The sequence below is a fragment of the Catenovulum sp. 2E275 genome (genome assembly GCF_025515275.1).
Classification (GTDB): Bacteria; Pseudomonadota; Gammaproteobacteria; order Enterobacterales; family Alteromonadaceae; genus Catenovulum.
Map to the genome: position 1 here is coordinate 244,849 of NZ_JAOPFU010000001.1, position 25,268 is coordinate 270,116.

Sequence of the window (25,268 nt, forward strand, 5' to 3'; positions counted from 1 at the left end):
AAGTAAATTCCTCAACAATTGGATTAAATAATACCTAACTTATTTTACGTTCCAACGATGAGAGACGGAAAAATAACCCGTTGGGCAAATTTTATTACGCGCAGTTCAGGTTGATTAACCTTTGCTTAAGATAAGTAGTTAGCTATGTATTATCTTAAGCAGAGGTTAGTAGATTAGTTGTATCAATTTGAGCTTAAATAAAATTAAGCGCGGCCAGCAAATTTATACTCAACCGTATTGATTTTAATTTTATCGCCAGTAGAAATATGTTCCGGCACTTGTACCACTAAGCCTGTAGTTAATGTGGCAGGTTTTGTTCTAGCGCTGGCAGAGGCACCTTTAATCGACGGCGCAGTTTCAACAATTTCTAATACAACAATCCCCGGTAATTCAATGGCAACTGGTGCTTCTTTTATAATAACCACATGAATGCCTTTGGTTTCTTCGTTAATAAACTGAACTTCTTCGGCAATCACGTTTTTATTTAAATGGTAAGGTGTGTAATCTTCGTTATCCATAAATACATATTCGTCACCATCCACGTATGAAAACATAGCTTCGCGGCGAGTTAAATCAGCCAGATTTAACATATCCGAATCTTTAAATGTTTCATCTAACTTAGCACCCGTTATAACATCGTATAAACGCATACGATATAAGCTGCCGCCAGCACGACCTTGCGGTACAGAGCGGACAATATCATGTACCATCATGACACGACCATCGACTTCAATCGCATTATTCTTTTTAATTTCACTCGCTTTAGGCATAGGTTTAATCCTCAAAAAAATTTTGCTGGAAAATAGCAGAGTTTTTGCAACTCACCAATAGGCAAATGAAGAAATATTTAAGCCAATCACGGCAAGATCATACTTTACTTGCCCTATGTACCTAACTTGTGATCAAATCTAGCTTTTTACGGCTAGCCTCCATGTCTTTTATCGAACATTTCAGCAATCTTGAAGATAACCGCTCACATATTAATAAGAAATACGAACTACTGGATATTATTTTCCTCACAGTATCTGCCATGTTGTCGGGTGCTGAAGGATGGAAAGACATTAAGCAATTTGGTGACAGTAAACTCGATTGGTTACGTAAGTTCAGGCCTTTTGAATCCGGTATTCCAGTTGATGATACCATTGCACGTATCATTAGTGCTTTAGAGCCTGAAGCATTACTCACCTCTTTTGTGAATTGGGTAAACGAGTTCAGGGAGTATGAAGGCCAAGCAGTTATTGCCTTCGATGGCAAAACATTAAGACATTCGTTTGATGGAGATAGAAAAACAGCGATACACAGTGTATCGGCCTATGCTGTAGAACAAGGACTCGTATTGGCTCAATGCAAATCATTGAGTAAGAAAAATGAAGTATCAACTGTAATGGAGTTAATTGAACTACTTGAACTAAAAGGCCAAGTGGTGACAGCGGATGCGATGCATTGTTTGAAAAAAGTCACTAAAGCCATTGATAAAAACGGTGGTGATTACGCTTTACAAGTGAAGAATAACCAAGGAAAACTGATAAGTGAAATTAAGGCTTCCTTCCATAAGATACGTCGAGATGAACCTCAGTTAATTCAATCCTAATACACTGAGTATCACAAACGACGGTCATGGTCGTGTCGAGCATAGACAATGTGCAATTACCCGTTACAAACTGGTTAGAGGAGCGCAAAGGATGGTCGAAGCTAAGTTCAGTCGTAGAAGTGACGAGAACACGTTATATCAATGGAAAAGAAAGTACAGAAGCAGCGTATTACATAAGCTCATTGCCCATTGATTTACCACAAATTGCGAGAGTGATTAGAAGTCACTGGGCTATTGAGAATTCGTCACATTGGGTATTAGATGTCACATTCAAGGAAGATGATTCACGTATTAGGCGTGGAGATGCTCCAGAAAACATGGCTACCTTTCGGATATTTGCGATGAATTTAGCTCGTATAAGTCCTATCAAAGACAGCATAAAAGGAAAGCTCAAGCAGGCTGCTTGGTCTGATGAAGCAAGGGAACAACTCTTATTTGGTTGAAAAATGGGCAAGTATGATTTTGCCCTGTAATATATACGGATTTTACGGCCCTTTGATTGACATGATCTCAAAAATGTCGACTGAAGGATTTTTAAAACCAGAATACGCAAACATGCTAATTATCACGGATGATCCTGAAGAATTATTAACGTCAATCACCTCATATAAGGCACCAAAACAAAAATGGACCTAATTGAGTTTAGCCTACGGTGAGTATTTTAAGCTGGCTTGGGTATGAGTTTAGCTTAGCTCAAAACTCATACCCAGTTATTTGAAATAAATGCTTAGTACTTTGATAAGCGCTAAGCATTTTTCTAATTTTAGATTTTAAAACCTTAGATTTCAAAACACTAGACTTTAAGATGTTAGACTTTAAAAGCTATAGCTAACACCTAGATTTAAGTTTGCACCTGCGCCTTTGACGCTATATCCGGTGCCATAACGAAAAGCTTGCGCTCGCGCAGGGAAATAATCTTCATTAAGCAAATTTTCAATACCCGCAAACAACTGCCAGTTGTTTAATTGATAGTTTGCCGACAGATTTAACACATCATAACTGTCTATCGGTCCCTGATCGCCAGTATAAAACCCATCGGTATTTGGGTTAAAACGATTTCGGCTAAATACATGTAACCAATACAAACTTAAACTTAAATCATTATCTGCACGATATCGCACTGCGCTGGTTAATTTTGGCGCGCTAATTTGTCGAGCGCCAAGGTATACATCATTCTTGGTATCTTTGCCCTCAGTGTAACCATAAGCGGTGCTCAGTTGCCATGCATCCGACAAGCGATATTCAGCAGATGCTTCGTAACCCCAAATTTTTTGTGGTGCACGTACCGGTTTATATATACCCGTATCCGTATCTAACTGGCTACCTGTGCCCAGTTCTGATTTACTTTGGTATAACGCAAAATTGAAATACAAAGCATCCAATTGGCTACTAAAGCCAGCTTCATAATTTTTAATCACAGAAGCTTCGCTTTGAACTAGGTTAATATCGTTAACGGTTGCGGTACGCAGCAATAAACCGAGATCTGGCACTTCAAAGCCTTCGGAATAACTGATATACGGAGAAAATGCCTCAGACCAGCGATAGCGTAAACCTAAATTATAAGTAGTAGCATCATAGTCAATATCGCCACCCGTCACAGCCATAGGTGTAGAACACACCTCGGCACTTCGGCATAATTTTAGCGTATTGTAATCGTCAACTGACACACTGATAGATTCATTTCGAACACCCGCTTTAACTGTCCAATCATCACCTAATTCCCATTTACTTTGGACAAAAAACGCATTTGATCCCATATCCATTTCAGGCACCCAGATACGCCCGTCTAAAAATGGTTGTGAAGTCACATCTTGTAAAAAGTCGGCACCGTAAATAAAGGTTGCATAGACCTCACCCAAAGCAACTTGGCTGGTCAAAACAGCACGTAAGCCATTTTTTTCCGATAAAATGGCAGATTGTCCACCATCATATCCCAAATCTGGGTTGGCTAAGGTTGCAGACCAGAAAAAGACGTTATCCACTTTCTGACGGTACGCATCCACTGTCAGCGCTGTATTTTCAAACAAGGCATCATCTTTATATTTGAGCATCAGATTATAGTTGCCTTCAGGGCCTTGCGCCGCACCTTGTTTTGTTTCTCCAACTGCTAAAGGCACTGCATAGGTTTTTTCGCCAAGATCAATATTGCCGGCGATATCTCGGTAGTTAGCGTCCTGATCTGAGTCATAATAATTGTAGGTGAACTGTACTGAGCGATTATCGTCCAAACTATAGGCTAATTTAACAAATGCATCTCGTTGACGGCTGTCTGAAATACCATACTGTAGTCCAAGAATATCGCCCTCTGCATCTCGCTGAACACCATGTTTTTCTTGAGATAATTTAATCACATAACCTAGGTTCTGATTTTGACCATCTACGGAAATCACACTACGATAACCTAAACTATCTTCAGTATTAACTAAGCTCGTACGCACTGATTGCGAAAGCATGATATTCGCTTTGCCCGTGCCTGGTTTTTGGGTGATGTAATTAATCACACCGCCGGCCGCACCATTACCCCAAATTGAGGTAGCGCCATTCACTACTTCAATGCGTTCAATACTCGCCGCATCTAATGTGCGAATGCCTAAACCGCCATTTCGTAAAGGTGTATCCTGAGGTACACCATCAATCATGACTAATACATTACGGCCACGTAAAGTTTGACCAAAATTACTGGTACTGCCGGTACTCGGCGCCATACCCGGCACTAAAAGTGCCAATAAATTTTGCAGTTCAGAACTCACCTGAATATTGTCATTAATAGCTTGTTCGTCAATCAAAGTAATGCTAGCAGGCACTTCTTCCAAACTTTCAACAATACGGCTACCGGTTACTGTGATGCGCTCTGACTTTGTTTTGTCTTGAATATCATTTGCCAATGTCATGAATGGGCTTAACGCCAATAACACGGCTAAATAGCTCTGCTTGTGCGAATTAAATTTCATATATTCCATATTAATCAATGATCTAAATTACCATATTATAACCACCAAAAATCATTATTAACAATCATTATCATTTGCAATTTTAGCTATGCAAAATTGAGGTTAAATCGATGGAATTAAATAAATTAAGATTTTTAGCGTGATACGCTGACAAAAAATGTTAGCTGAAAAAGACATGTTGAAAATGCCAGATAAGGTCAAAGACTTTGTTAAACGAAACAGCATAGAGCAAAGATGAAAGATAGCTGAAATTAAATGATTTAATGCGGGGCAATAAAAAACCAGCAGCACAAATGTACTGCTGGCTAAAGTTTACTCAATTCGTAAAACTAAATACTCAGACGCGCCTTATATTCTGGAATTAGTTCAACTTTATCAAATGAGAGTTTGGTTTTTTCACCTGGTTTGAAACTTGGTTTGTGCTGTGGTGAAAACTCTTCTAAGAATTTTGCTGGAAAATAGCAGAGTTTTTGCAACTCACCAATAGGCAAATGAAGAAATATTTAATCTCAACTCTGGATAAGAAGTTAGTTAAAGCATTAAATTGACTGGCTGTTAGTTTAATTTCGTTTTCTAGTGAGGGATTTTCTCTTAGAACAAGGCGAATTCGCTAGTAATAGCTGGCTATTACTAGCGAATTCAACGCAGTTATCAGGAAAAATAGCCACTAGAAAGTAATTTGTTATCCAGAGTTGAGACTATTTAAGCCAATATCAAAAGAGATGGACAAATTTATTCGAGTTTTGTCAAAACATCATTAGCGAAACTTTGGTAATCTGAATATTTCCTAGGCCCCATATTCAAATGCTCTCCGCCTTCGTTCCATCCACCCACAACCCCCACAAATCCATACTCGCCAAAAGCCAAGGTACGTTCGTAGGTATGATAAATATAAGAATCTTTCGATTTTTGAATCATCACAAAATAACAATTGGGCGGAGTTTTTGGAGTAGCAAATATAAGTAAAATCGCGTTTTCTTCAAGGTAAGGCAGTATTTTTATTTGCTCGGCATATTGAGCCGATACAATCTCGGTTGCCGCAGCAATAAACTGTTGGTTATGTCCGTTCATCATTGCTTCAAAAAATGAGCCTTGCGTAGCATAAGTCCATTTGGGCAATAATTTATGTTCGAAATAATATATCCTTTCAGATTCAGGTATATCATCTTCTTTGGTTGTCTGCTCTTGTTTCAGGCCTGTTTGCTGGTCGCTAACCTGTGTTGAGTTTTTACTTGTGGGTAAATTGCTCTGCTCATCGAGCGTATTGCTTGCGTAAGCTGGTAAAAGTAGGGCAAGCAATACGATAAATGGTTTCAAGTTTGTAGTCCTTATAGCAAGCTATCAAACTTTGATATTAGTCTAGCTCTCGGTGTACGGCAAATCCGGCAAAGCTCTGGCGGGTGGGCATCATCTCTATTTTATTGATATTCATGTGTTTAGGTAACGCTGCACACCAGTAAATAGACTCAGCAATATCATCGGCCGTTAATGCTTGCATCCCCTGATAAAAGTCTTTGGCTTTTTTTAGGTCGCCTTTAAAACGCACTTCTGCAAATTCGGTTTCACAGAATCCGGGTTCCACACAAGTCACGCGAATATTTTTGCCGATTAAATCGGCTCGCATTTCAAGCGAGAGCATATTCACAAACGCTTTACTTGATCCATATACATTAGCGCCGGGATAGGGATAAGTGCCAGCCGTAGAGCCTAAATTAATAATATGGCCACTTTGCTGCTCAATAAATTTAGGCAATATCGCTTTGCTAACATACAAAAGCCCTTTGATATTGGTGTCTATCATGGTTTCCCAATCACTTAATTCGGCTTTGTCAAAACTCCCCAAGCCTAAAGCAAGCCCAGCATTATTAACCAGCGTATCTATGTTTTGCCACTGAGCGCTTAAACCGGATACGGCGTCAAATACCGCTTGTTTATCACAAACATCAAAACACAGTGGCAAAAATAGCTCACCTAATTGGGCTTTAAGTGCATTTAATTTTTCAAGGCGACGTCCTGTGCCTATCACCCGCCAACCTTCTTTTATAAACCGTTTTGCTGCGGCTTCACCAAATCCGGCCGTTACACCGGTAATAAACACTGTTTTCATTGCTATTCCTTAAATTAATTAGCACCCGTTGGCTGGTTAGTTTTACAAATATTTTCAATTAGTTAAAGCTTGGCGTAAACTTTAAAATAATCCCAATTTAATAAAGCTTTATTTATGCAAACCGTCGCTATTTTTGTAGATGTTCAAAATATTTATTACACCACAAAACAAGCTTATCAACGTGCGTTTAATTATCGTCATTTTTGGCAACACATTAGCCAACAGGCTGAGATAATAACTGCAAATGCGTATGCAATTGACAGCAGCGACGATGGGCAGCATAAATTTCAAAAGGCACTTAAACATATCGGGTTTACTGTAAAATTAAAACCTTTTATTCAGCGTTCAGATGGCTCAGCTAAAGGCGATTGGGATGTGGGAATAACTATAGATATGTTAGAAATATCGCCAACTGTAGACAAAGTAATTTTACTCTCTGGTGACGGTGATTTTGATTTGCTACTGACAAAAATTAAACAAAAGTATCAGGTAAAAACCCAAGTGTATGGCGTACCTGCCTTAACCGCACAATCACTGATTAACGCAGCTGATGAGTTTGTGGCTATTCACTCAGGCAGTGATTTTTTACTTTAAATTAAAAGCTGACAAATCCCCCTAAAAAGCGTAAAAAATAAAAAAGGGCTGATAACTCAGCCCTTTTTTTATGATATTAAAACGACAATATTAATCTAAATGAAACACCTGATTTAAATCAGTTACAACAGGACTATTATCAGGGTTAGCCTGCATTATATCGCCCATGTAAGCCCACCATTTTTGCATGACTGCCGTTGCCGGAAGCTCAGCCATAGTATGATCGGGTTTGCGTTTTAACACGGCAAATAACTGTAAAGTCTGCGGATGCAAAAAGATTGAATAGTCTTCAATACCAGCTCGTTTTAGCTCAGTGACTAACTCAGGCCAAATTTCATCATGGCGCTTTTCGTATTCAGCTTCACAACCTTCGTTTAGCTGCATCACAAATGCAATTTTTTCCATATTAATGCTCTATCAAAATTATTAAGAATTTGGATAAATTAAACGCCATTGGTAGGCTTTAATGTCCAGTTTATTGGCTAGTTTATTACCAGTTTGCGCATCAACTGAGCCTGCCGGTAAGTTAATTTCACCGCCTTTACCGTCCATATTTAATACAACCCAAAGCGCTTTACCATTTTTGTCGGTTCGTGGCGCAACAATTGTGCCTTGCGAGACTTGATAGTGCTGCTTAACACCAGCCTCGGCAGCATAATGATTAATTAGCTTATCAACCATTGCCTGGCCTTTGTCACCATGCGGCATAGCGCCTAAAATCACAATTTTCCCTTTGCCGATGGCGCGTTCAGTAATAAATGCGTTGCCCGCTGCAACACCATCATTAATTGAGCCAATCACTTTAGTGCCCGGTTTGGCTTGCATGGCTGCACACCAACCGCTTAGCTCAGAAGTTAAACCAAGTGCAGTTCCGGTAGAGCCAGTTTTAGTCAGTGGCACAACAAATTTAGTATCAACCCCTGCCATTTTATCGAGCAGTCCTAAACCGGCATCGGTTGGCACTGTATGCTCTTTGCCTCTGGTGCCCGTTACCGGACCTGCTATCCAAATACCACCATTATTGACAAATTTCATTACGCGGTTAGCAAACTCTTCACTCACGTATTGCATAGCTGGGGTAAATAATAACTTTAATCCGCCTAGTTCAGCACCTTCAAACCGAACGTCTCTGTGATAACCTAAGCTGGTAATGTTAGCTTGCCACATTTCAACAATGCCGCGATAACGACTTGGAAAACCTTCACGTTTATCCAAGTTTTCAGTTTCAAACATGGCACGAGCGTGATCTGAATAAGTGACTGCAATTTCTGGTACATCCAGCGTACTATTAACCAAAAACGGCTCAAGTTTAGTGCGCGACTCTCCCACTTTAATCACTTCGCTATAACCAATGCTTGGCTCATTCCATGCGCTTTTAACTGCACTGTGTGGTAATTCTGCACCAGTTCTTTGCTGACGCCATAACCAATAACAAAATGCTTCACCCCCTAGCGCATAAACCAATGAGGCTTCGGCTTGTAAAAATCCCGGTGGATGTGGTGGTTGATGGTTACCTAACCAGCCGTTATGCGACACACTGGTTTCCATTAACCAAAATGGACGGCCGGGAATTGCCGCGCGATACATATCAGAACGAAAGACTAAAGAGCCCCATTGTTCAAAGTTTGGATATGCGTCGTAAGAAGCAAAATCTTGCGCTCGCATTGAACGCTCGTGATGAATATTAAACGCCGGATTATCATTGTGAGTAATAGGTAAACTTGAATATTCACGAATAACATTGCTCTGATCCAGCATAAAATCGGCAACACTTTCACGGCAAAACATTTTATAAGCTGTGATTAACGAGGCATTATGTAAAAATGGCGTTTTAACTGAAGCCGGAACTTGCTCAAACGAGTGATAATATTGGCTCCAAATATGTGTGCCCCATTCTTTGTTCAGTTTATCAATCGTGCCAAATTTATTTTTTAACCATTTGTGCCAATTAACAATTGCTGCGTCACTATAATCTTCAGCGACATGCGCTTTCATCTCGTTATCTAACTGCCAACCAATTAAAGCCGGATGATCGCCTAACTCTTTTGCCATCGCTCGAATAATATTAAAACACGCTTTACGCACAGTCGGGTGCTCGTAACTGGCATGTTGACGCGCACCATGACTTAAAATGTCACCATCTTCATTTTTATGTAAGCGTTCAGGATGATTATGAGTTAACCAAATTGGAGGCGTTGCAGTTGGCGTACATAAAACCACATCGATACCGGCTTTATGCATTTTATCCATCACCATTTTAAATAAGCTAAGATCAATTTTACCTTCTTCGGTTTCCATTGTAGACCAAGCGAATTCCGCCATACGTGCTACATTAATACCGATTTTTTTCATTTCAGCGATATCATCGTCGATACCTTCAAGTGGCCAAAGCTCAGGATAATATGCAACCCCGTGATAAAGCTTTTTCATTTTATAATCTTTGTTCCGGTTTGGCATTGAACTGGCCGATAAAGCTAAACCTGAATTTAAGGCAACACCCACACCTAAACCCACGCCAGCCATTTTGAACATATCGCGACGACTTATATTCATTATAATTTCCTATTTAATACTTATTATTACTTAAATTTTTTTCTTAGACTGTTCAGCTGCTTAACACTTGCGTGTTTTATAATCTAAATAAAAAATATAAGTTACTTGAGCTCATTTTTAACAAGCGAGCATCATAAAGTTATAATAATTTAAAAAATAATAAACGTGGTATTACACAAAGTCAACACAAACCGAGCATTATCAATCAACAACAATCAGAACAATTACAATTAAGCGTGATAAATAAAACAGCAAGCAGAGATAATAGATAGGATGAGGAAAAGCGGCGATAAAATAAATAGCCGCTTAGATTAATAGCAGTATATTAAAGACGAGACTTAACAAATTCAGCTATTTTTTCATCTTTACAGTTTTCAAAGAAACAAGCCTGAAAACGCTCACCGCCAATAGCTTGTTTAATCAACTCAGGATCAAGCGACTCCATCGCTTCAAGATAATCTTTAGAAACAGCTGCTTTTACTTTAGATAAAATACCTGCATTTTCTACTTGCGATGCTTTACGCTCAGGCGGGTAACCCTGCCCTTTTACGCCCGTAAATGCTTTTTCAAAAATATAGCGGATATTTAATTCTGCGCCCCAACCAAACCCTTTGGCAAAAGGTAAAGCCAATGCATTACCATTGTTGATTTGTGCAAATAAATAAGCATCCGAAGGGTCGATACAATAACCACAAGTCACGCCAGGATAAGCGTTTAACGACATTAATGCGCCCTGTCCGGTACCACAACCAGACACAACAAAATCTACAGCGCCAGAATTTAATAATAAGCTCGAAATTATACCTAGGTGAATGTAAGTTAAACGATGATCATTATCGCCATTCATACCAACATTAAATACACTATGGCCTTGTTCAGCAGCAACACTTTCTAACTGTTCTAAAATTATCGGGTTTTTACCCGCTTGGCTAAACTCGTTCATTAATGCAATTTTCATATTCTCTCCAATTTATAAAATAGGCGTCACACCAAAAAGTAATCAACAATAACCAAAATCAATCAAACCATCAAGTTAACTTTACAGTATTTTAGCTTAGTTCATTGCCCTTCAATTCTTCACCTCGTTAAAAACATTTAGTTAGAACTAAGTTCGTACATTAAACTTCAACAGACGCTAACTTTGTTTATTTATGTAATCTTTAAATTCCTCAAACGGCATTGCTTTAGCATATCGCCAGCCTTGCCCATATTTTACACCAGCTGTCTTTAATATATCTTCCTGAGCTTTTGTTTCTATACCTTCTGCAACACATGTATAATTAAACTTCTCAACAAGAGACATTATATTTGGAATCATTGATGCTTTTAGTCCTTGAGTTTCAATATCTTGTACAAAGCTCCTATCTATTTTTAATTGATGAAAATCGAGCGTGCTTAAATTTTTTAAATTTGAATATCCAGTGCCAAAATCATCTATAGACATTATAAAACCAGCTTGTACCAATTGTTGCAGATATAAATGAGCTGAATTTGAGTCTAAATATTCATTTTCAGTAATTTCCAGACAAACTTTAAAATTTAATTCATTTATTTTTATTGAGTCTATTAATTTCGTGATTTTTCCAGTTTCTATATCGCTTGGGAAAATATTGAAAGATAATTTAAAGTTTTCAGGTATATTTTGAAACAGTTGGAAATCATGAATTACTTTTCGGAACATATACTCTGTAAATTCCCAAGTAATATTTTTATCTTGTAGAGTTTTAATAAACTCATCTGGATACAGCCAGCCATAATGATCTTTAAATCGAGTTAAAACCTCACAGCCAACTATATTTCCAGAATTTAATTCGACTATTGGTTGATATTGGAAGATAAAATTATTGTTTTTTATTCCATTTACTGTCCTATATTCAACTTTTCTTTTAGACATAAAATAGTAATTAAGCCCCAATGAAACAATAATTCCTATTAGCGTAATTAGAACAACACTAAATAATATGAATATCTTATTTTCACTAATGTATTTCTCCCAAGGCATAATAATAGCAGTGCAGTAATTCTTAATGCTATCGCTACATGTCATAAAATGTTCTAACTCAGTAATTTGACCTTGCTTTATTGTGTTATAAACACCAATATTCCCTGCTAGATGAAAATATGATTTGTCTTTTATATATACTAATTCCCAGTCTTCACCTGAAATAGCAGATTCATCAAATATGTTTGCAGCTAATACAACATTATAATTTTTTTTTCTAACTAATACGGCTTGTATATATTTACTATCAAATAGCTGTAGTTTTAGATGTTGGACATATCGAACAGATGTACCATCAGATAACTTGAAATCAGGATCAAAATCTAATAGCGGCTCTTTTAAATATCCAGCACCAGTAGTACAAACTAAATAGTTCCCTTCAAAGAACCCAATATCTTTTATATATCTAGCATCAAATAGTGCTCTTCTCATGTTTAATAAAATACTATCATTACAGATTTTATCGTCAGATGCATTTAATAATGTAAGTACAAGCTCCCTCTCTTTCGAAACATCATCAACTTTAGCTATTATCTTATTAGCTTTAATCTCCAACTGTTCTTGTAGATTCTTTACTGAGATAATAAAAATAAAAACCAAACACAAAAAAGAAGCACAACAACCGATCAACATAGAATAAATCGAATATTTTTTATCGCTTTGAAATCCCATTTCTCTACCTTTAAGTTTGCTATTATAAAAATAATTATATACCTATGATAGTTCATTAGCCGGTAGCCAATACATTGTAAATGGCTTAACACTCAGTATAACCTCTGAACTGTTAATCAGCTTAACACTCAGTATAGCCGCCTCTGAACTGTTAACCAGCTTAACACTCTATATAGCCTCTGAACTGTTAACCAGCTTAACACTCTATATAGCTTCTGAACTGTTAACCAGCTTAACACTCAGTATAGCCTTTGAACTGTTAATCAGCTTAACACTCTATATAGCCTTTGAACTGTTAACCAACTTAATGATCAACCTAGTGTAAAGCCGTTTAACACCTAAAAATATAAACGTAAAACTAGTTAACAGCTATACATTTATATAAAAGCAAAAATGAAGGTAATTATGTAAAAAAACTCATTGATTATATAAAAAAACAATTTAAACTTATAAAAAATATAAATGGAGGGTCAAATGGCATTTATAATTAGTATTTCATCAACTAAAGGCGGCGTAGGTAAATCAACTACCGCAGAAAACTTAGCAGCTGAAGGCGCTCGTAGAGGCTATAAAGTTTTAATTTATGATATGGATAGACAAGGTACTTCAACAAAATTTGGAGTCCGTCGTAATGAACTTATCGAACAAATGATTAATGATGGTCAACCACCCATCCCGGAAATCACACAAATCACAAGAAATCCGGGTGAAGAAGATGTACGTAGAACGATTAATACCTTATCGAACTCGTTTGATATTATCATTATTGATAACAAAGCAGACTCAGATGCAGACTTTCAAAGAACGGCTGTTATCTCGGATATTATCTTAACTCCCCTTTCGGTATCACATAAAGATATAGAACAAATTCCACGGATCGTAAAAATAATTCAAACCGCTGAAGAAACGATGAAATTAAGTGATCCAGATTTTACTGGCTTAGATCACAGATTAGTCATGAGCCGTTTGAAAAAAGTATCGAAAAAAAGAAATAATGAAGTTATCTCATTTTTAAAAGAAGGCTACAGTGAATATGTTTCCTTATCTTCTGTGATTATTTATGAGACAACCAGTTATGTTGAAACGGAAGAAGGCGCAACTGTAATCGACAAAAAAGCAAAAGGTGCAGCCTCTTTCCAAATGTTATTTGATGAATGTATTGGTAAAAGAAAACCCGCAATGGTTAGAAACTGCTTTGCTAATACTGAGCAGGAGATCGCACAATGATCAAAAAACGCAATGCTGCAATGGCAAATTTAATGAAAGAAGATCTAAATATGCTAAGTGGTTTAGGCAATAAATCTAAATCATCTGCGGTAGATTTAGAAATGGATACATTTGATCCAACAGAGATCCTGCCTAAAAAAGCAAATATAGCACCAGTTAATCAACCAGCTAAAAAAGTAATGGCTGATGTTGGTTCATTTTATATGTTGCCATCTGGTAAACGCACAAAATGTAAATTAATTTTAATTGATGAACCAGCAAGCCAAACTCAAGTGTGGCATGGCAACCCAAGATTTAATGAAGATCCACCGGTTGAAGATATCATTGAATCAATCGAATCAAATGGCACTAACGCTGAGCCAGTAAAAGTAAAACTTAATCACTCAGGTATTTACGAAGTCATTACAGGTTCGCGCCGTCGTAAAGCAACTATTGCAGCCAAAAAACCGTTAACCGCATTATTACTTGAAGAAATCAGTGATGATGACGCAAAAATGTTAGCCGTTATTGAAAACGAAGGCCGTTTAGATCCAAATCCATTTACGATAGCAGCCAGTTATTTAGCTTTATTAGCAGGAGATAATCCGGTTTTTGATAGTGTAACAACACTGGCAAAACGCTTAGGTAAATCCAGAACTTGGGCGAGCCAAGTTTTATCTATTAATGATTTACCAGAAATTATTGAAACGTCTTTATCTGAAAATGAAAAATATAAATTATCGATTAGACGAGTCGTGGAGCTAGCAACTCTATGGCGTAGAATCATTAAGGAAAACCTAACAGCTAAAGCTGAAAGTGAGTTAACAAAATTAGCTAAAATAGATTTAAAAAATTCAGCAGAGTGTTTTAAAAATTTATTAGAAGTTAAAAATAAGCCTAAATCTTTCAGTGTTAAAACAGAAAAAGATATTTCAGATAAAGCGAGCTTGATAAAAACGCCTGATGGTTTTGCAATCATGATTAAAGTTAACTCTGACAATGAATCAGACTTGTTAAGCAGTTTAAATGAAACCATTGAAAAATTATCATAAAACACCAAAAATTAGCTAAAAAATTAAATTTTTGGCGCTTTTAATAATTTAAATTTTACTGAATAAAGTATAAACAAAATAATAAAAATGGTTTTATCACATGCGATAAAACCATTTTCCTACCAAAATATTCAATTATTAATAAATCACTCCAATATAAAAACTTGGGTCAACAAATCTTTAAACCAGCAGGGCATTTATTAAATTAATAGCTGCCGGAATCATGCCGAAAATTTTAGTAGTGGTGATGCAGAGCTTTTATCTATCGAATGTTGGATGGGATATTTAACAACAAATAGAAATTGCGCCTATATTTATCCGTACCTGCTCGTCAGCAGCCATATTCCCTTTAAGCAGCCTTAATAACCATAAAGAGTAGCAAACCGGCCAGAGATTTAGATTTATGACCAGCAAACAGAAATTCATAAATGATGGATTCAGTAGACAAGTAAATAAGAGCGTAGATCAGTATTAGGTACTAATCTCTAAAAAGAAATAAATAGTACCTAATAAGTACCGTGATATAAGTATTAATAATCAATAACTTATAAGACCATTGTTTTGAATTGTACTTTGTCACCATACAAAAAATAAAACTAAACGCTTTTTTAGTACCTAAATAATCACATGGGATTCAAGATTACTACCTAACTAGACCCGCGATGAAAAATAACAGTTAAAAATAGTACCTGATACCGATCTTAACTCAGTTGAGAGACCAGAAAATACTACCTAAAACTGATCTATAGGTATTTATTAGTACCTTTTAAGCTACGTCAGTATTGTTCGAAAAAAATCTGCAAGCTATTTTACTACCTTATTAGCTACGTAGAATAAGTTCAGCCTGTATTTTTATAGTACCTAATAGCGATCTTGTGTGTTCTGGCGCTATCAATTAGGTACTAATCAAACATTTAGCTTACGTACTGTATGTTTAGTACCTAATTAGCCACTTAAAACTTTACAATATAAAAATCAATAAGTTAAAAATTATTAATTACTCGTAGCCTTTATTTTTTACTACTTAATACTGATCTTAGTTCAACACTAGACAGTGAAATTTACAAGCATAACAGCAGCTTAAATAATAAGTCTCATTTAAAAGCATAAACCTGTGATTACTACCTAACTAATACCGTCATATTGAGATATTTAATCATCTATCGCAGTATTCCCACTAAAGAAAAAAACAAATATCAAATAAAACAGTACGTTAGGTAATGGTTATTTATACAACTCGAATAATAAAAACAGGAAAGCGGGTAGGTAGGGTAATAAAGAATGAACGCATAAACAAAAACTCTTTTAGTACCTAGTTGATACCGTCTAATCAAATATCGAGCAGAACGCCTATAAAATAGTACCTAATAATGATTCTAATAGCTTGATTACTACCTTATTTGCTCCGTCAGCAGTAAATAACTAGATAATACTACCTAATTAGGCACTTACAGCCTCAAGCAAATTCAAAAGAATAAAAATATAAATTAAAACGAGTTTAGTACCTAAATAGGCACGTGCGAAAATCAGCAAATAGGATACGAAAAATCATTTAATATCATAAGGTTAAAAAAAACAGGGGGAATTCTGTAAAATATAGGCGAATAAACAGCTTGTGAATAGAGCAAATGAGATAGTACCTAAATCTGATCATAATCGATCAATTTAATGATCTAATGATACCTAATAAAGATCCGGCAAAACAAAAATTGTGGATAAGTTAACGAAAAAAGTCAATTATTAGTACCTAAATAGCCCACTTAGCAAGGATGAAATGTGGATAAGCCTTTATAGAATAGGAAAAAAATAAAATTAATACTACTTTAAACTGATCTCAAATAGTACCTTTTAAGCTTGATATTACTACTATAAAAATGAATCAATACTACTTAATAAAGATCTCAAAATTAGGTAAGCTACTGAAAATAATATAAAATTTTATAATCCCCATATTACCTAATACCTTTAAAGATCCCTAAAAAAACCTAAACCTATATTTAGATGCTAAAAAACGGAAATCAATATTAGGTACTAAAGTGCCAAATCAGCATTTTGCAAACACATAAATTCTACAAATTTAATAAAAATGCTACACAAAACAAAATATAGGTACCATAAACAGAGCAAAAAAAGGGCAGTATATTAAAAGATCAGTATTAGGTACTAAATGGATCACTAAAAAGCATTAAAGCAGAGTGGAAATAAATTTCAAAAGTATTAATCTGCAACAAGTCAAAAACTGGAGAATGACTTTTGGATACATCAATCGCCACAACAGAAGAAGAACTAAACGAGCTAAAAGACAACCGGCAAATGTCGTTGTTCTCAATGCTCGACGAAGCAGAAAAAAACTCAGAACAATATCTGGAGTATACAAACTCAATAGGTAGTATTGATATTATTCCAAGATTCTGGCGTGGCAAAAATGCAGTTTTTACTAAAGAAGAAGCGGCAAAACGCTCAATAAATTGCACTAATTCATACACTTTTTCAAACAAAAAATTTAAAGCGGTTATTTCTCCAGCTTTAGTTGTTCGTCAAACCACAACAGGTAAAACGGAAGAAGTATTTGCCTATCCGGGTGATCGCGAAGAACTGATTGAAAAGGTTTTGTTTTTAATTGCAGCAAAACAAGGATTAAACCGGGTAAAAGTTGGTAACCAAACACGTTACGGTATTTTCTTTTCACTTTATCAAGTACGTGAAGAACTTAAAAAGATAAATAAAACAAGAAGCTACGACGCTATTAAAGAATCTTTAATGATTTTAAAAGACTCCAGAATTAAAATCATATCAGAAGGTAATGATGGCGTAGATTACACAGTAACACATGATATTTTTAGTGATGCCATTTTAGAAAGCTCAGGTGTTGGCCGTGGTAAAAACCGTTATTGGATTGGCTTTTCTGATTATTTGGTAGGGGAAATATTAAAACTCAATTACCGTCAGGTACTTTATAGCCGTTTTACTACCTATTCCAGCGCGTTATCACGCTTTTTAGATTTATATTTAAGTAACGTTTGGAAAAATGCAACTTACCATGTCACAACCAAAATTAGTTTAAACCGAATCATGGAAAATTTTGGTAAAAAGCAGGTAAAGATAGACTCAAAACGTCGTGACATGCGCCAAGCTTTACTCGATTTAGAAAAAGCAGGTGTTATCCGCAATGTACCTTATGCCCAAAAAACAACTGATTCTGAGGGCAATGAAGACTATGTATATGAGCTTGAACCAACTAAACGTTTTGTTGATGAAATTATTAAATCGAATGCAAAACACAAAGGTTTAAAAAAGCTCAGCGAAGCTGTAGAGCAGGGCAATGCTCACTGGCTTGACGATAAAGGTGTAATGAAAGCCTAACGTTACCCGTTCAGTATATGGGTTAAACCTCGATTAAAAAGCAGTGCACAAGCACTGCTTTTTATTTTATAAACACTTATTAATTATTTTAATATTCAAAAACTTAACTTTAGATTCTGACTTAATTAGCGCTTAAATTCAGGATCTGCTTAATATTTACTTGCTTTAATCAATCACCACGGTACTAACTAGGTACTAAAGCCAAATCCAGCGATTCATCTCATCCTACAAAAACGTTTATTTGAGTCATTTAGCGCCAATTTATAGTATTGATACAACCCAAATAAAACAGTTTGAATTCGAATATGAATGATTAGTACCTAATTAGCTACGTGAGATAATCGTATTTTATATAGCGCTATTTAGCACTGAAAAGGCTTTAGAGATTAAAACTTAATTTTTGATAGGGAAGTAAGGTGTGTTGTTAATAAAGTTAATACGGTGCATTTTAATAGCAATACACCGTATTAATTAAAGACTAAATGCCACCACGGATATGCTGGTGAACAGTTTGCTGGTAATACTCAGTCAGCTTTGCGCTAAGCACTTTATCTAATGGTGGTAAATCCGAAGCTTGCGCATTGCTAATAACCTGCTCAACTTTAGTTGTACCAGCAATAATACTGCTAATTGCTGGTTGATCTAAAATCCAGCGCATAGCAGCTTGTTGAAGCGACATACCGTCAGGCAATAGCGTTTTTGCTTGCTCTGCTAGATCAATCGCTTTTTCAAACTCAATTCCATTAAAGGTTTCACCGACATGGAATGCATCACCATTTCGATTGTAATTTCGGTGATCTCCTTGCTCAAATACTCGATTTTTCTGCATTTTTCCGGATAAAATGCCACTCGCTAGCGGTAATCTGGCAATAATACCTACATTTTTCTCTGCGGCTTTAGGTAGCAATGCGGTTGTGGCATCTTGGCGGAATAAATTAAAAATAATCTGTAAGCTGGTTACGTTTGAATTATCTAAACAGAATTCAGCTTCATCCAACATTTCAACACTCGCGCCATAGTACCTAATTAGCCCCGTCTGTTGTAATTTTTCCATCCAATTAAAAATTTCACCGTCAAACAATACGTTACGAGGAATACAATGTAGTTGCACTAAATCTAACGTTTCAACACCTAAACGTTTAACAGAGCCTTCAATATTGGCTTTTACTTTGTCAAAAGTATAACCGTCAGGAAATAATGCACCGTCCCGACCCACTTTTGTCACCACGTAAGGTTTAGTATTTTGCTTTTTTAACCAAAGCCCAATACGCTCCTCACTTAAACCGCCGCCATATACATCGGCCGTATCTAAAAAATTGATACCTTTTTCGGTTGCGGTATCTAAAATTTGAGCTGCTGCTGAATCTTCTAATACCCCAAAGTCATTGCCTAATTGCCAGCAACCTAACCCTATTTCAGAGACCTGATAGCCGCTATGGCCTAATGTTCTTAATTTCATCTGTTTGCTCCTGTCTGTTGACCATTAATTTATTGTACGGATTTGGTGATTGTTTATATATAATCAACGATTAAACAAATTGGTTAGCTAAATTTTACAATGAAAAAAGGGTTAGTTGAGTTTATTCAAGTCGTTGAAGCCGGAAATTTTTCTGCCGCAGCAGAAAAGCTTGCGATTACTCGTTCAAGAATAAGTCAAATTATCAGTGAGTTAGAACAAAGTTTGGGCGTTGCTTTATTTAAACGCTCAACCCGTTCAATTGTACTCACCAGTGAAGGGGAACGTTTTTATCAGCAAGTTGTTGACGGCTTTAAGCTGTTAGATAACGCAATTGACGAGATAAAAACCGAACAACGTAGCTTAAAAGGTACTATTAAAATTAATTCTGTGGGCGGATATTTTGGTGAGCAAATTCTGGCACCTAAATTATTTAAATTTATGCAAATGTATCCCGACATTAGCATTAAGCTGGATTTTTCCAGTGCTCATATTGATTTAATTCGTGACCAATATGATTTGGCAGTACGTATGGGCGATTTACCTGATTCTAACCTAATTGCCAGAGCGTTAGCTTATTATCCGTCATTTGTTTGTGCAACAAAATCTTATTTAGATCAATATGATAGTATTATTCACCCTAGACAATTAACTGAACATAACTGTTTAGTTGGCAGTATGAAAAAGTGGCGCTTTATAAACTCCATCGATCAAACTCCATTTGATATAACAGTGCAGGGGCAATTTGAATGCGCTAACGGACATATTGCTAAGCAAGCTGCGCTGCAAGGATTAGGGATTATTCGTTTGCCCAGTTATTATCTGGATGCAGAATTAGGTAGTAAACTTTTAGTGAATGTTGTGCAAAATTGGCAAGCTAAAGGCAGTCAGGTTTCATTGGTTTATCCTAAAACTCAATATCGGGCTAGCAGAACTCAGCGACTAATTGAGTTTTTATGCGACAGTTTTTCAAGTGCGGACAATTCGATGCCCGGCTCAGGCCCAAATTGTTGAACCTGATAGGTAAGTTGTGGAAAAAACGCTAAAAATAGATGCTCAAACTCAGTGTAATGCACCTGAATATCTTGCAGACTGTTATTAAACTGGTTTTGAAAGCGGATCCGCCGGGCGATATTATCCAGCGCAACGCCTATCCCTTCTAGTTCAGCATAACTGCCAAACCAGTCGTGTTGGATGATTTGGCGGCTGACGGTTTGCATTCTGTACGGCATGTGAGCTATCCGGCTTGTTAATCTGGCATAACTTTGTTGTTTAAACTCTGCAAAACTCATATCTGAAAAACTATCCCAGTGTTTTATTAAAAAATAATCGAATAAAACATCAACTGCTATACCTGCAAATCTTTGTTTTTCCTTTGAAAATAATCTTTTCGCCTGTTTGATTAATGGGTGATTATCGGTAAATTTATCAACAAAATAATGGTTTTTAAGCCCATACAGCACAGTATTTGGCAAAGGTGTAATATCAACCCCTTTACGAAAATCGCCTAAAAGGTTGCCAAAATACGAATCGGCATTAGGTTTAGCTAAATATAAATGAGCTAGATAGTTCAAAATGAGTTACTTGACAAAAAATGATGAAATTGAGTGTAAACCCTAAATTAATGATTTAAAAACAGAAAATTTTTAGAATGGACATTTTTACTACCTAATTTATTACATGGGGCTAATTAGGTAGTAAAAACGCTTACTTTTTACCCAACTTCACGATTAAAGGGTTAAGTTAGCAAAGGAATTGTCAAAATAAGATGATTCCATCGCCAAAAAACAGTTTTTATTGGCTTATCAGGTACGCTAATCAGTTATCCACGTAGCTAATTAGGTAGTATTAACATCAGAATAAAGCACTATTAAAGCCCAGTGACAGCATTAATTAGGTACTATACCTGCGCTGCTTTAATGTTGATTGCTGACTTCACTGATGCAGCTCACCATGCTATTGCAAAATGACTGATGGCTTGAATACACCATAATCCCGCGAGATCTGACTTGCCCGCTTTGATAAGTTGAAAAATCAAAGTCTTGAGTGAGCTGATAACTGACAGACTGTCCGTTTTCAAAACCGATATAAAAACCAAGGTTACGCAAAACAGCCATACCGGCCGCCGCATCCCAGACATTTAAGCTGGCATAAATACCGGCCATTCGACCAAGTGCTAAATAAACATAAGGAAAAACAATGCTGTAATAAGTTGTTACCCCACGATTCAAGCCGGTAATCAGTTTAGTTTTGGCGGTAAGCTGGTTGATCACTAATACGCGTGAAGGGTGCTCACAATTGTCACTCAGTTTGGGAGAAATTTCAGTTAACTCATTAAATTGAGGTAACTTTCCGTTCCCCTTTGCATAATAACTCTTGCCATTTTGGGTGATAATTGCTTCGAATGTACCGGGCAAAATAATGCATCCTTCACTAATTTGTCCGTTTTGGGTAAAGCCAATTGAAATCCCCCACAAAGGCGTGAGCGAAGCGTAGGGTACGGTCCCGTCAATTGGGTCAATTATATAACAAGCATTTTCCAGAGCGCGTTGTAGCTCGTATTCGCTCCATTCTTTAATGGTTTCTTCACCTATTACACTGATATTATTTTGTGGATCTGCAAAAGCATCAATGGCTAACTGCTCCACCAGTTTATCAGCCTGAGTCACAATTGAGTTATCTGGTTTAATTTCTGTTGTAAGCTTGTGTTGCTCTTTGACCGCAACTTCCGCTAACTGACAAGCGGTATTAAAGACAAATTCGGCATTCCAAAGCAGATTATGATTCAAACGGAGACTCCAAAGCGAGCAAAATTCAGATTGTACCAGTGTAGTTTTAAATCAACAGAGCTTGATTAACAATTTTTTACTACCTAATTCGTCCGTGCATTCGTATGTTGTTATTGTTTTGTTGACTTTTATACTTAAGCTACGCAAGCTTAAATCAAAATTGACGAAGGGTGAAATCATGACAGAACTAGAAAAAATGCTTGCCGGTGAAAACTATAATCCATTGGATAAAACCTTGGTTAAGATGCGAAAAAGTGCGCGTTTATTGTGCGAAGAGTTTAATTTATCCAGCGTGGCTGATTTAGCGGCTCGCAAAAAAATCCTTAAACGTTTATTAGGCTCAACCGGTAAAGACTTTTACATTGAGCCGAGTTTTAAATGTGATTATGGCGCTAATATTCATGTTGGAGAAAACTTTTATGCTAATTTTGACTGCGTGATTTTAGATGTGGCCGAAGTTAAGATTGGAAAAAACTGTTTTATTGCGCCACAAGTTGGGATTTATACAGCAACACATCCAATTGATCCGGTTGAGCGCGCTAATGGTATTGAGTCCGCTAAACCTATCACAATTGGCGATAATTGCTGGATTGGGGGCAGGGCGGTGATTAATCCAGGGGTCGTTTTAGGTAGTAATGTGGTTGTGGGTTCTGGTGCTGTTGTCACAAAAAGTTTTGGCGATAATGTAGTTATTGCTGGCAACCCAGCAAAAGTGATTAAAGTCATTGAGCCGTCAAACTAATATACTAAATAAACTGAATAAAAACGGGTTGAACCAGCTGGCTCAACCCGTTTATTTTAACCTATTGTGAATTATTGACGGATTAATTCAAAAATCTGGTTATTTGAATTAGCAGTACAAGTCCACTGATTCAGATTTGCCCCATCGCTGGCTGAATTACCGGCCACATCTAAACACAACTCGCTGTTGCGGTTTACGATACGCCATTTGCCGCTACCTGCACTTTGGAAACGGAATTGCTGATTAGCGCCGCCCCAATAATCCCAAAGCATAATATTTGCGCCATTACTGGTTGAGAAAGAATCAACATCTAACCCTTTTGTTGGTGCATTCACTGGCGAAATTCTGTGCCAGATACCATCAACCGTGCTGATCGCAAATTTTTGACAATCGTTGTTTAACCAAGCCCATTGATTAAGGTTCGCACCATTGTCTGCGCCACAATTAGCTACATCCAATGATTTGCCGCTATGTAGCGGGGCAATACGGTAAGTACCATTTACTGTGCCATTGGTTTGTGAAGAACCTGAGCCGCTGCCAGAACCTGAACTGCTATCCGGCGCCCCATTGTAAACTTCAAACTCAGCAATTCTTGGCGTTGAGCTAGATGAGTGGATCACAAAACTCAATTTGTTCAAGTTTACATCATTAAAGGTGATTACTTCTGGCAGTGCATTACCATTGGCTAAAGTTGTGCCTGTATCGTAATTCACTAAAGACCAAGAAGTCACTCGGTTTTCACTGCCTGCTAACTCAACAATTTTGACAGCATTAACCGTTGTATTTAGGTTTTTCACATTAATTGTGCCAGTTGAAGAAGACGGTGACCAGTAAGTGCTATAGTCGCCGTCAATAACATTACCGTAACTGCTACCGCTGGCTTTTGAGCTGCCGTCTGCTCCGCCTGATAAGGCTAAATTATCACCTGATGGCTGTGGATCTGGAGTAGGATCTGGATCTGGCGTCGGATCCGGATCGGGTGTTGGATCAGGATCTGGGTTAGTTGTACCACAACTGCCATCTGAAACAGCTAGCCCTTTGTTTGCCCCTGCGGTGGCAGCCACTATGCTAGGTACACAGCTTGCGTTATCCATAGAATATGAATAAGGAATACTGACATAAGTGGTTGACGTTGGATTTGGACCAGCCGGATGCATATCGCTGTCATCATCGCTCCAGTCAATATTATCCCAAATATTGCCATTTACTTCCCAATAACCCATATCGTCAGTATAGAAAGTGCCTAACGGATCTTTTGAATCTTCAAAGTAGTTACGCTCGGCTTTCATTTCACCGCCAATACGCGGGTTCATCCCCGAAGAGACAATACCGTTGTAGTGGTTGTTATAGGCGTGCGCAGTTGCATGGCGTAATAACGGAGTACGGGAATTAATATTATCGTATAAGTTATGGTGGAAAGTAACAGGACCATTTTGGTCATCGCTGTCGCTCGAACCAACTAAACCACCGCGGCCAGAATTACGTAAAATGCTGTAAGATAAAGTGACATATTTGGTATTTGATTTCATATCAAATAAAGCGTCATACCCTTCGCTTTCTCCCCCACTGGCTTCCAGTGTTACGTGATCAACCCAAACGTTAGATACATTCGACTCCATCCCAATTGCATCGCCGCCGTTGGAGGTTGGTGAACCTGATTTTTTGACGTTACGAACGTGCACATTTTGAATAATAATGTTAGAAGCACTACGAAGGTGAATCCCTAATTGATCAAATAATGCACCACTACCAACCCCGATAATTGAAATATTGCTGACTTCTTTTATTTCGATTTTATCTTCAGCAGTATTACAGCTATCACCCGATACTTTTGAGGTATTACCATGATTGATTGTACCCTCAACCTGAATAATAATCGGTGTATCACTCGATGCTCGATTACATAAAGCTTCATGGATTTGAGTACCGGTTGTGGCGTAAACAACTTGTCCACCTTGACCACCAGTTGTGCCCCCATTTTGAGTATGAAAACCAGAAGCCATAGTGCTACCTGCATACAAAACACTTGCGACAGCCATTGCTCCGGCTGAATATTTAGATAGATTTTTAATTCTCATAAAATAACCTTTTGCTTGAGTTTATCCTTAACTGCCACCGGTGGCATTAGATTTGCTACCGGTAGCTATAATATGGAAAATTTTTAAGTGTTTTGGCTTTAACAAGATTGAG

General features: G+C 37.1%; 19 protein-coding genes and 1 pseudogene. 8 read left to right on the forward strand and 12 right to left on the reverse strand.

The features are described 5' to 3' along the window. Positions 1-203: 203 nt before the first annotated feature. Positions 204-770, reverse strand: coding sequence for an elongation factor P-like protein YeiP (gene yeiP, locus N7931_RS00800; RefSeq protein ID WP_262791342.1), 567 nt, complete (start codon positions 768-770; stop codon positions 204-206). 161 nt (positions 771-931) lie between these two features. Between yeiP and N7931_RS00805 the strand changes: the two are divergent. Together N7931_RS00805 and N7931_RS19600 are read left to right on the forward strand one after the other, a co-directional pair. Further along, a pseudogene (locus tag N7931_RS00805) lies at positions 932-2,034 on the forward strand (ISAs1 family transposase). A gap of 13 nt (positions 2,035-2,047) precedes the next feature. Beyond that, positions 2,048-2,227 carry an LOG family protein gene (locus N7931_RS19600; RefSeq protein ID WP_410369317.1) on the forward strand — a complete coding sequence of 60 codons (180 nt, stop codon included), beginning with the start codon at positions 2,048-2,050 and terminating at the stop codon, positions 2,225-2,227. 179 nt (positions 2,228-2,406) lie between these two features. Here the strand turns inward: N7931_RS19600 and N7931_RS00810 are convergent, their stop codons facing one another. From N7931_RS00810 to N7931_RS00820, 3 genes are all read right to left on the reverse strand, one after another. Beyond that, the gene (locus N7931_RS00810) at positions 2,407-4,542 is read right to left on the reverse strand and encodes a TonB-dependent receptor (RefSeq protein ID WP_262791343.1); all 2,136 of its coding nucleotides are present in this window, start codon (positions 4,540-4,542) and stop codon (positions 2,407-2,409) included. Between the two features lie 732 nt (positions 4,543-5,274). After that, on the reverse strand, positions 5,275-5,859 hold the full coding sequence (locus tag N7931_RS00815) for a hypothetical protein (protein ID WP_262791344.1): 585 nt from the start codon (positions 5,857-5,859) through the stop codon (positions 5,275-5,277). Between the two features lie 37 nt (positions 5,860-5,896). Continuing rightward, positions 5,897-6,649: an SDR family oxidoreductase gene (locus N7931_RS00820; protein ID WP_262791345.1), complete on the reverse strand. Its 753-nt coding sequence runs from the start codon at positions 6,647-6,649 to the stop codon at positions 5,897-5,899. A 114-nt stretch (positions 6,650-6,763) separates the two neighbouring features. Here N7931_RS00820 and N7931_RS00825 point away from each other — a divergent pair, with 114 nt between their 5' ends. Beyond that, positions 6,764-7,243, forward strand: coding sequence for an NYN domain-containing protein (locus N7931_RS00825; protein ID WP_262791346.1), 480 nt, complete (start codon positions 6,764-6,766; stop codon positions 7,241-7,243). 90 nt (positions 7,244-7,333) lie between these two features. On the opposite strand, the gene rhaM is transcribed toward N7931_RS00825, so the two are convergent. The 4 genes from rhaM to N7931_RS00845 all read right to left on the reverse strand — a co-directional run bounded on the left by rhaM (position 7,334) and on the right by N7931_RS00845 (position 12,470). Continuing rightward, complete coding sequence (gene rhaM, locus N7931_RS00830; protein WP_262791347.1) at positions 7,334-7,648, reverse strand: L-rhamnose mutarotase; 315 nt, start codon at positions 7,646-7,648, stop codon at positions 7,334-7,336. Between the two features lie 21 nt (positions 7,649-7,669). Continuing rightward, on the reverse strand, positions 7,670-9,796 hold the full coding sequence (locus N7931_RS00835; RefSeq protein ID WP_262791348.1) for a beta-galactosidase: 2,127 nt from the start codon (positions 9,794-9,796) through the stop codon (positions 7,670-7,672). A gap of 325 nt (positions 9,797-10,121) precedes the next feature. Further along, positions 10,122-10,754: an RpiB/LacA/LacB family sugar-phosphate isomerase gene (locus tag N7931_RS00840; protein ID WP_262791349.1), complete on the reverse strand. Its 633-nt coding sequence runs from the start codon at positions 10,752-10,754 to the stop codon at positions 10,122-10,124. A gap of 177 nt (positions 10,755-10,931) precedes the next feature. Continuing rightward, positions 10,932-12,470 carry an EAL domain-containing protein gene (locus tag N7931_RS00845; protein WP_262791350.1) on the reverse strand — a complete coding sequence of 513 codons (1,539 nt, stop codon included), beginning with the start codon at positions 12,468-12,470 and terminating at the stop codon, positions 10,932-10,934. A gap of 474 nt (positions 12,471-12,944) precedes the next feature. Between N7931_RS00845 and N7931_RS00850 the strand changes: the two genes are divergently transcribed. The 3 genes from N7931_RS00850 (at position 12,945) to N7931_RS00860 (ending at position 18,091) form a co-directional block, all read left to right on the forward strand. Next, on the forward strand, positions 12,945-13,697 hold the full coding sequence (locus N7931_RS00850; RefSeq protein ID WP_262791351.1) for a ParA family protein: 753 nt from the start codon (positions 12,945-12,947) through the stop codon (positions 13,695-13,697). Continuing rightward, positions 13,694-14,728, forward strand: a complete 1,035-nt coding sequence (locus tag N7931_RS00855) for a ParB/RepB/Spo0J family partition protein (RefSeq protein WP_262791352.1) — start codon at positions 13,694-13,696, stop codon at positions 14,726-14,728. The genes N7931_RS00850 and N7931_RS00855 overlap by 4 nt, the downstream gene beginning before the upstream one ends. A gap of 2,253 nt (positions 14,729-16,981) precedes the next feature. Continuing rightward, positions 16,982-18,091, forward strand: a complete 1,110-nt coding sequence (locus N7931_RS00860; RefSeq protein WP_262791353.1) for a hypothetical protein — start codon at positions 16,982-16,984, stop codon at positions 18,089-18,091. A gap of 478 nt (positions 18,092-18,569) precedes the next feature. Here N7931_RS00860 and N7931_RS00865 read toward each other — a convergent pair whose 3' ends face one another. Continuing rightward, positions 18,570-19,550, reverse strand: a complete 981-nt coding sequence (locus tag N7931_RS00865) for an aldo/keto reductase (protein WP_262791354.1) — start codon at positions 19,548-19,550, stop codon at positions 18,570-18,572. 99 nt (positions 19,551-19,649) lie between these two features. Here N7931_RS00865 and N7931_RS00870 point away from each other — a divergent pair, with 99 nt between their 5' ends. Further along, positions 19,650-20,561 carry a LysR family transcriptional regulator gene (locus N7931_RS00870; protein WP_262791355.1) on the forward strand — a complete coding sequence of 304 codons (912 nt, stop codon included), beginning with the start codon at positions 19,650-19,652 and terminating at the stop codon, positions 20,559-20,561. On the opposite strand, the gene N7931_RS00875 is transcribed toward N7931_RS00870, so the two are convergent. Both N7931_RS00875 and N7931_RS00880 read right to left on the reverse strand, forming a co-directional pair. Continuing rightward, entirely contained in the window at positions 20,483-21,121 is a 639-nt protein-coding gene (locus N7931_RS00875; protein WP_262791356.1) for an ACP phosphodiesterase, read from the reverse strand. The two genes, N7931_RS00870 and N7931_RS00875, sit on opposite strands and share 79 nt — an antisense overlap. Positions 21,122-21,463: 342 nt before the next feature. Continuing rightward, positions 21,464-22,336, reverse strand: a complete 873-nt coding sequence (locus N7931_RS00880) for an inositol monophosphatase family protein (protein ID WP_262791357.1) — start codon at positions 22,334-22,336, stop codon at positions 21,464-21,466. 178 nt (positions 22,337-22,514) lie between these two features. Between N7931_RS00880 and N7931_RS00885 the strand changes: the two genes are divergently transcribed. After that, complete coding sequence (locus N7931_RS00885; protein ID WP_316250554.1) at positions 22,515-23,078, forward strand: sugar O-acetyltransferase; 564 nt, start codon at positions 22,515-22,517, stop codon at positions 23,076-23,078. A 71-nt stretch (positions 23,079-23,149) separates the two neighbouring features. On the opposite strand, the gene N7931_RS00890 is transcribed toward N7931_RS00885, so the two are convergent. After that, positions 23,150-25,156, reverse strand: coding sequence for an RICIN domain-containing protein (locus N7931_RS00890; protein WP_262791358.1), 2,007 nt, complete (start codon positions 25,154-25,156; stop codon positions 23,150-23,152). Positions 25,157-25,268: the final 112 nt, after the last annotated feature.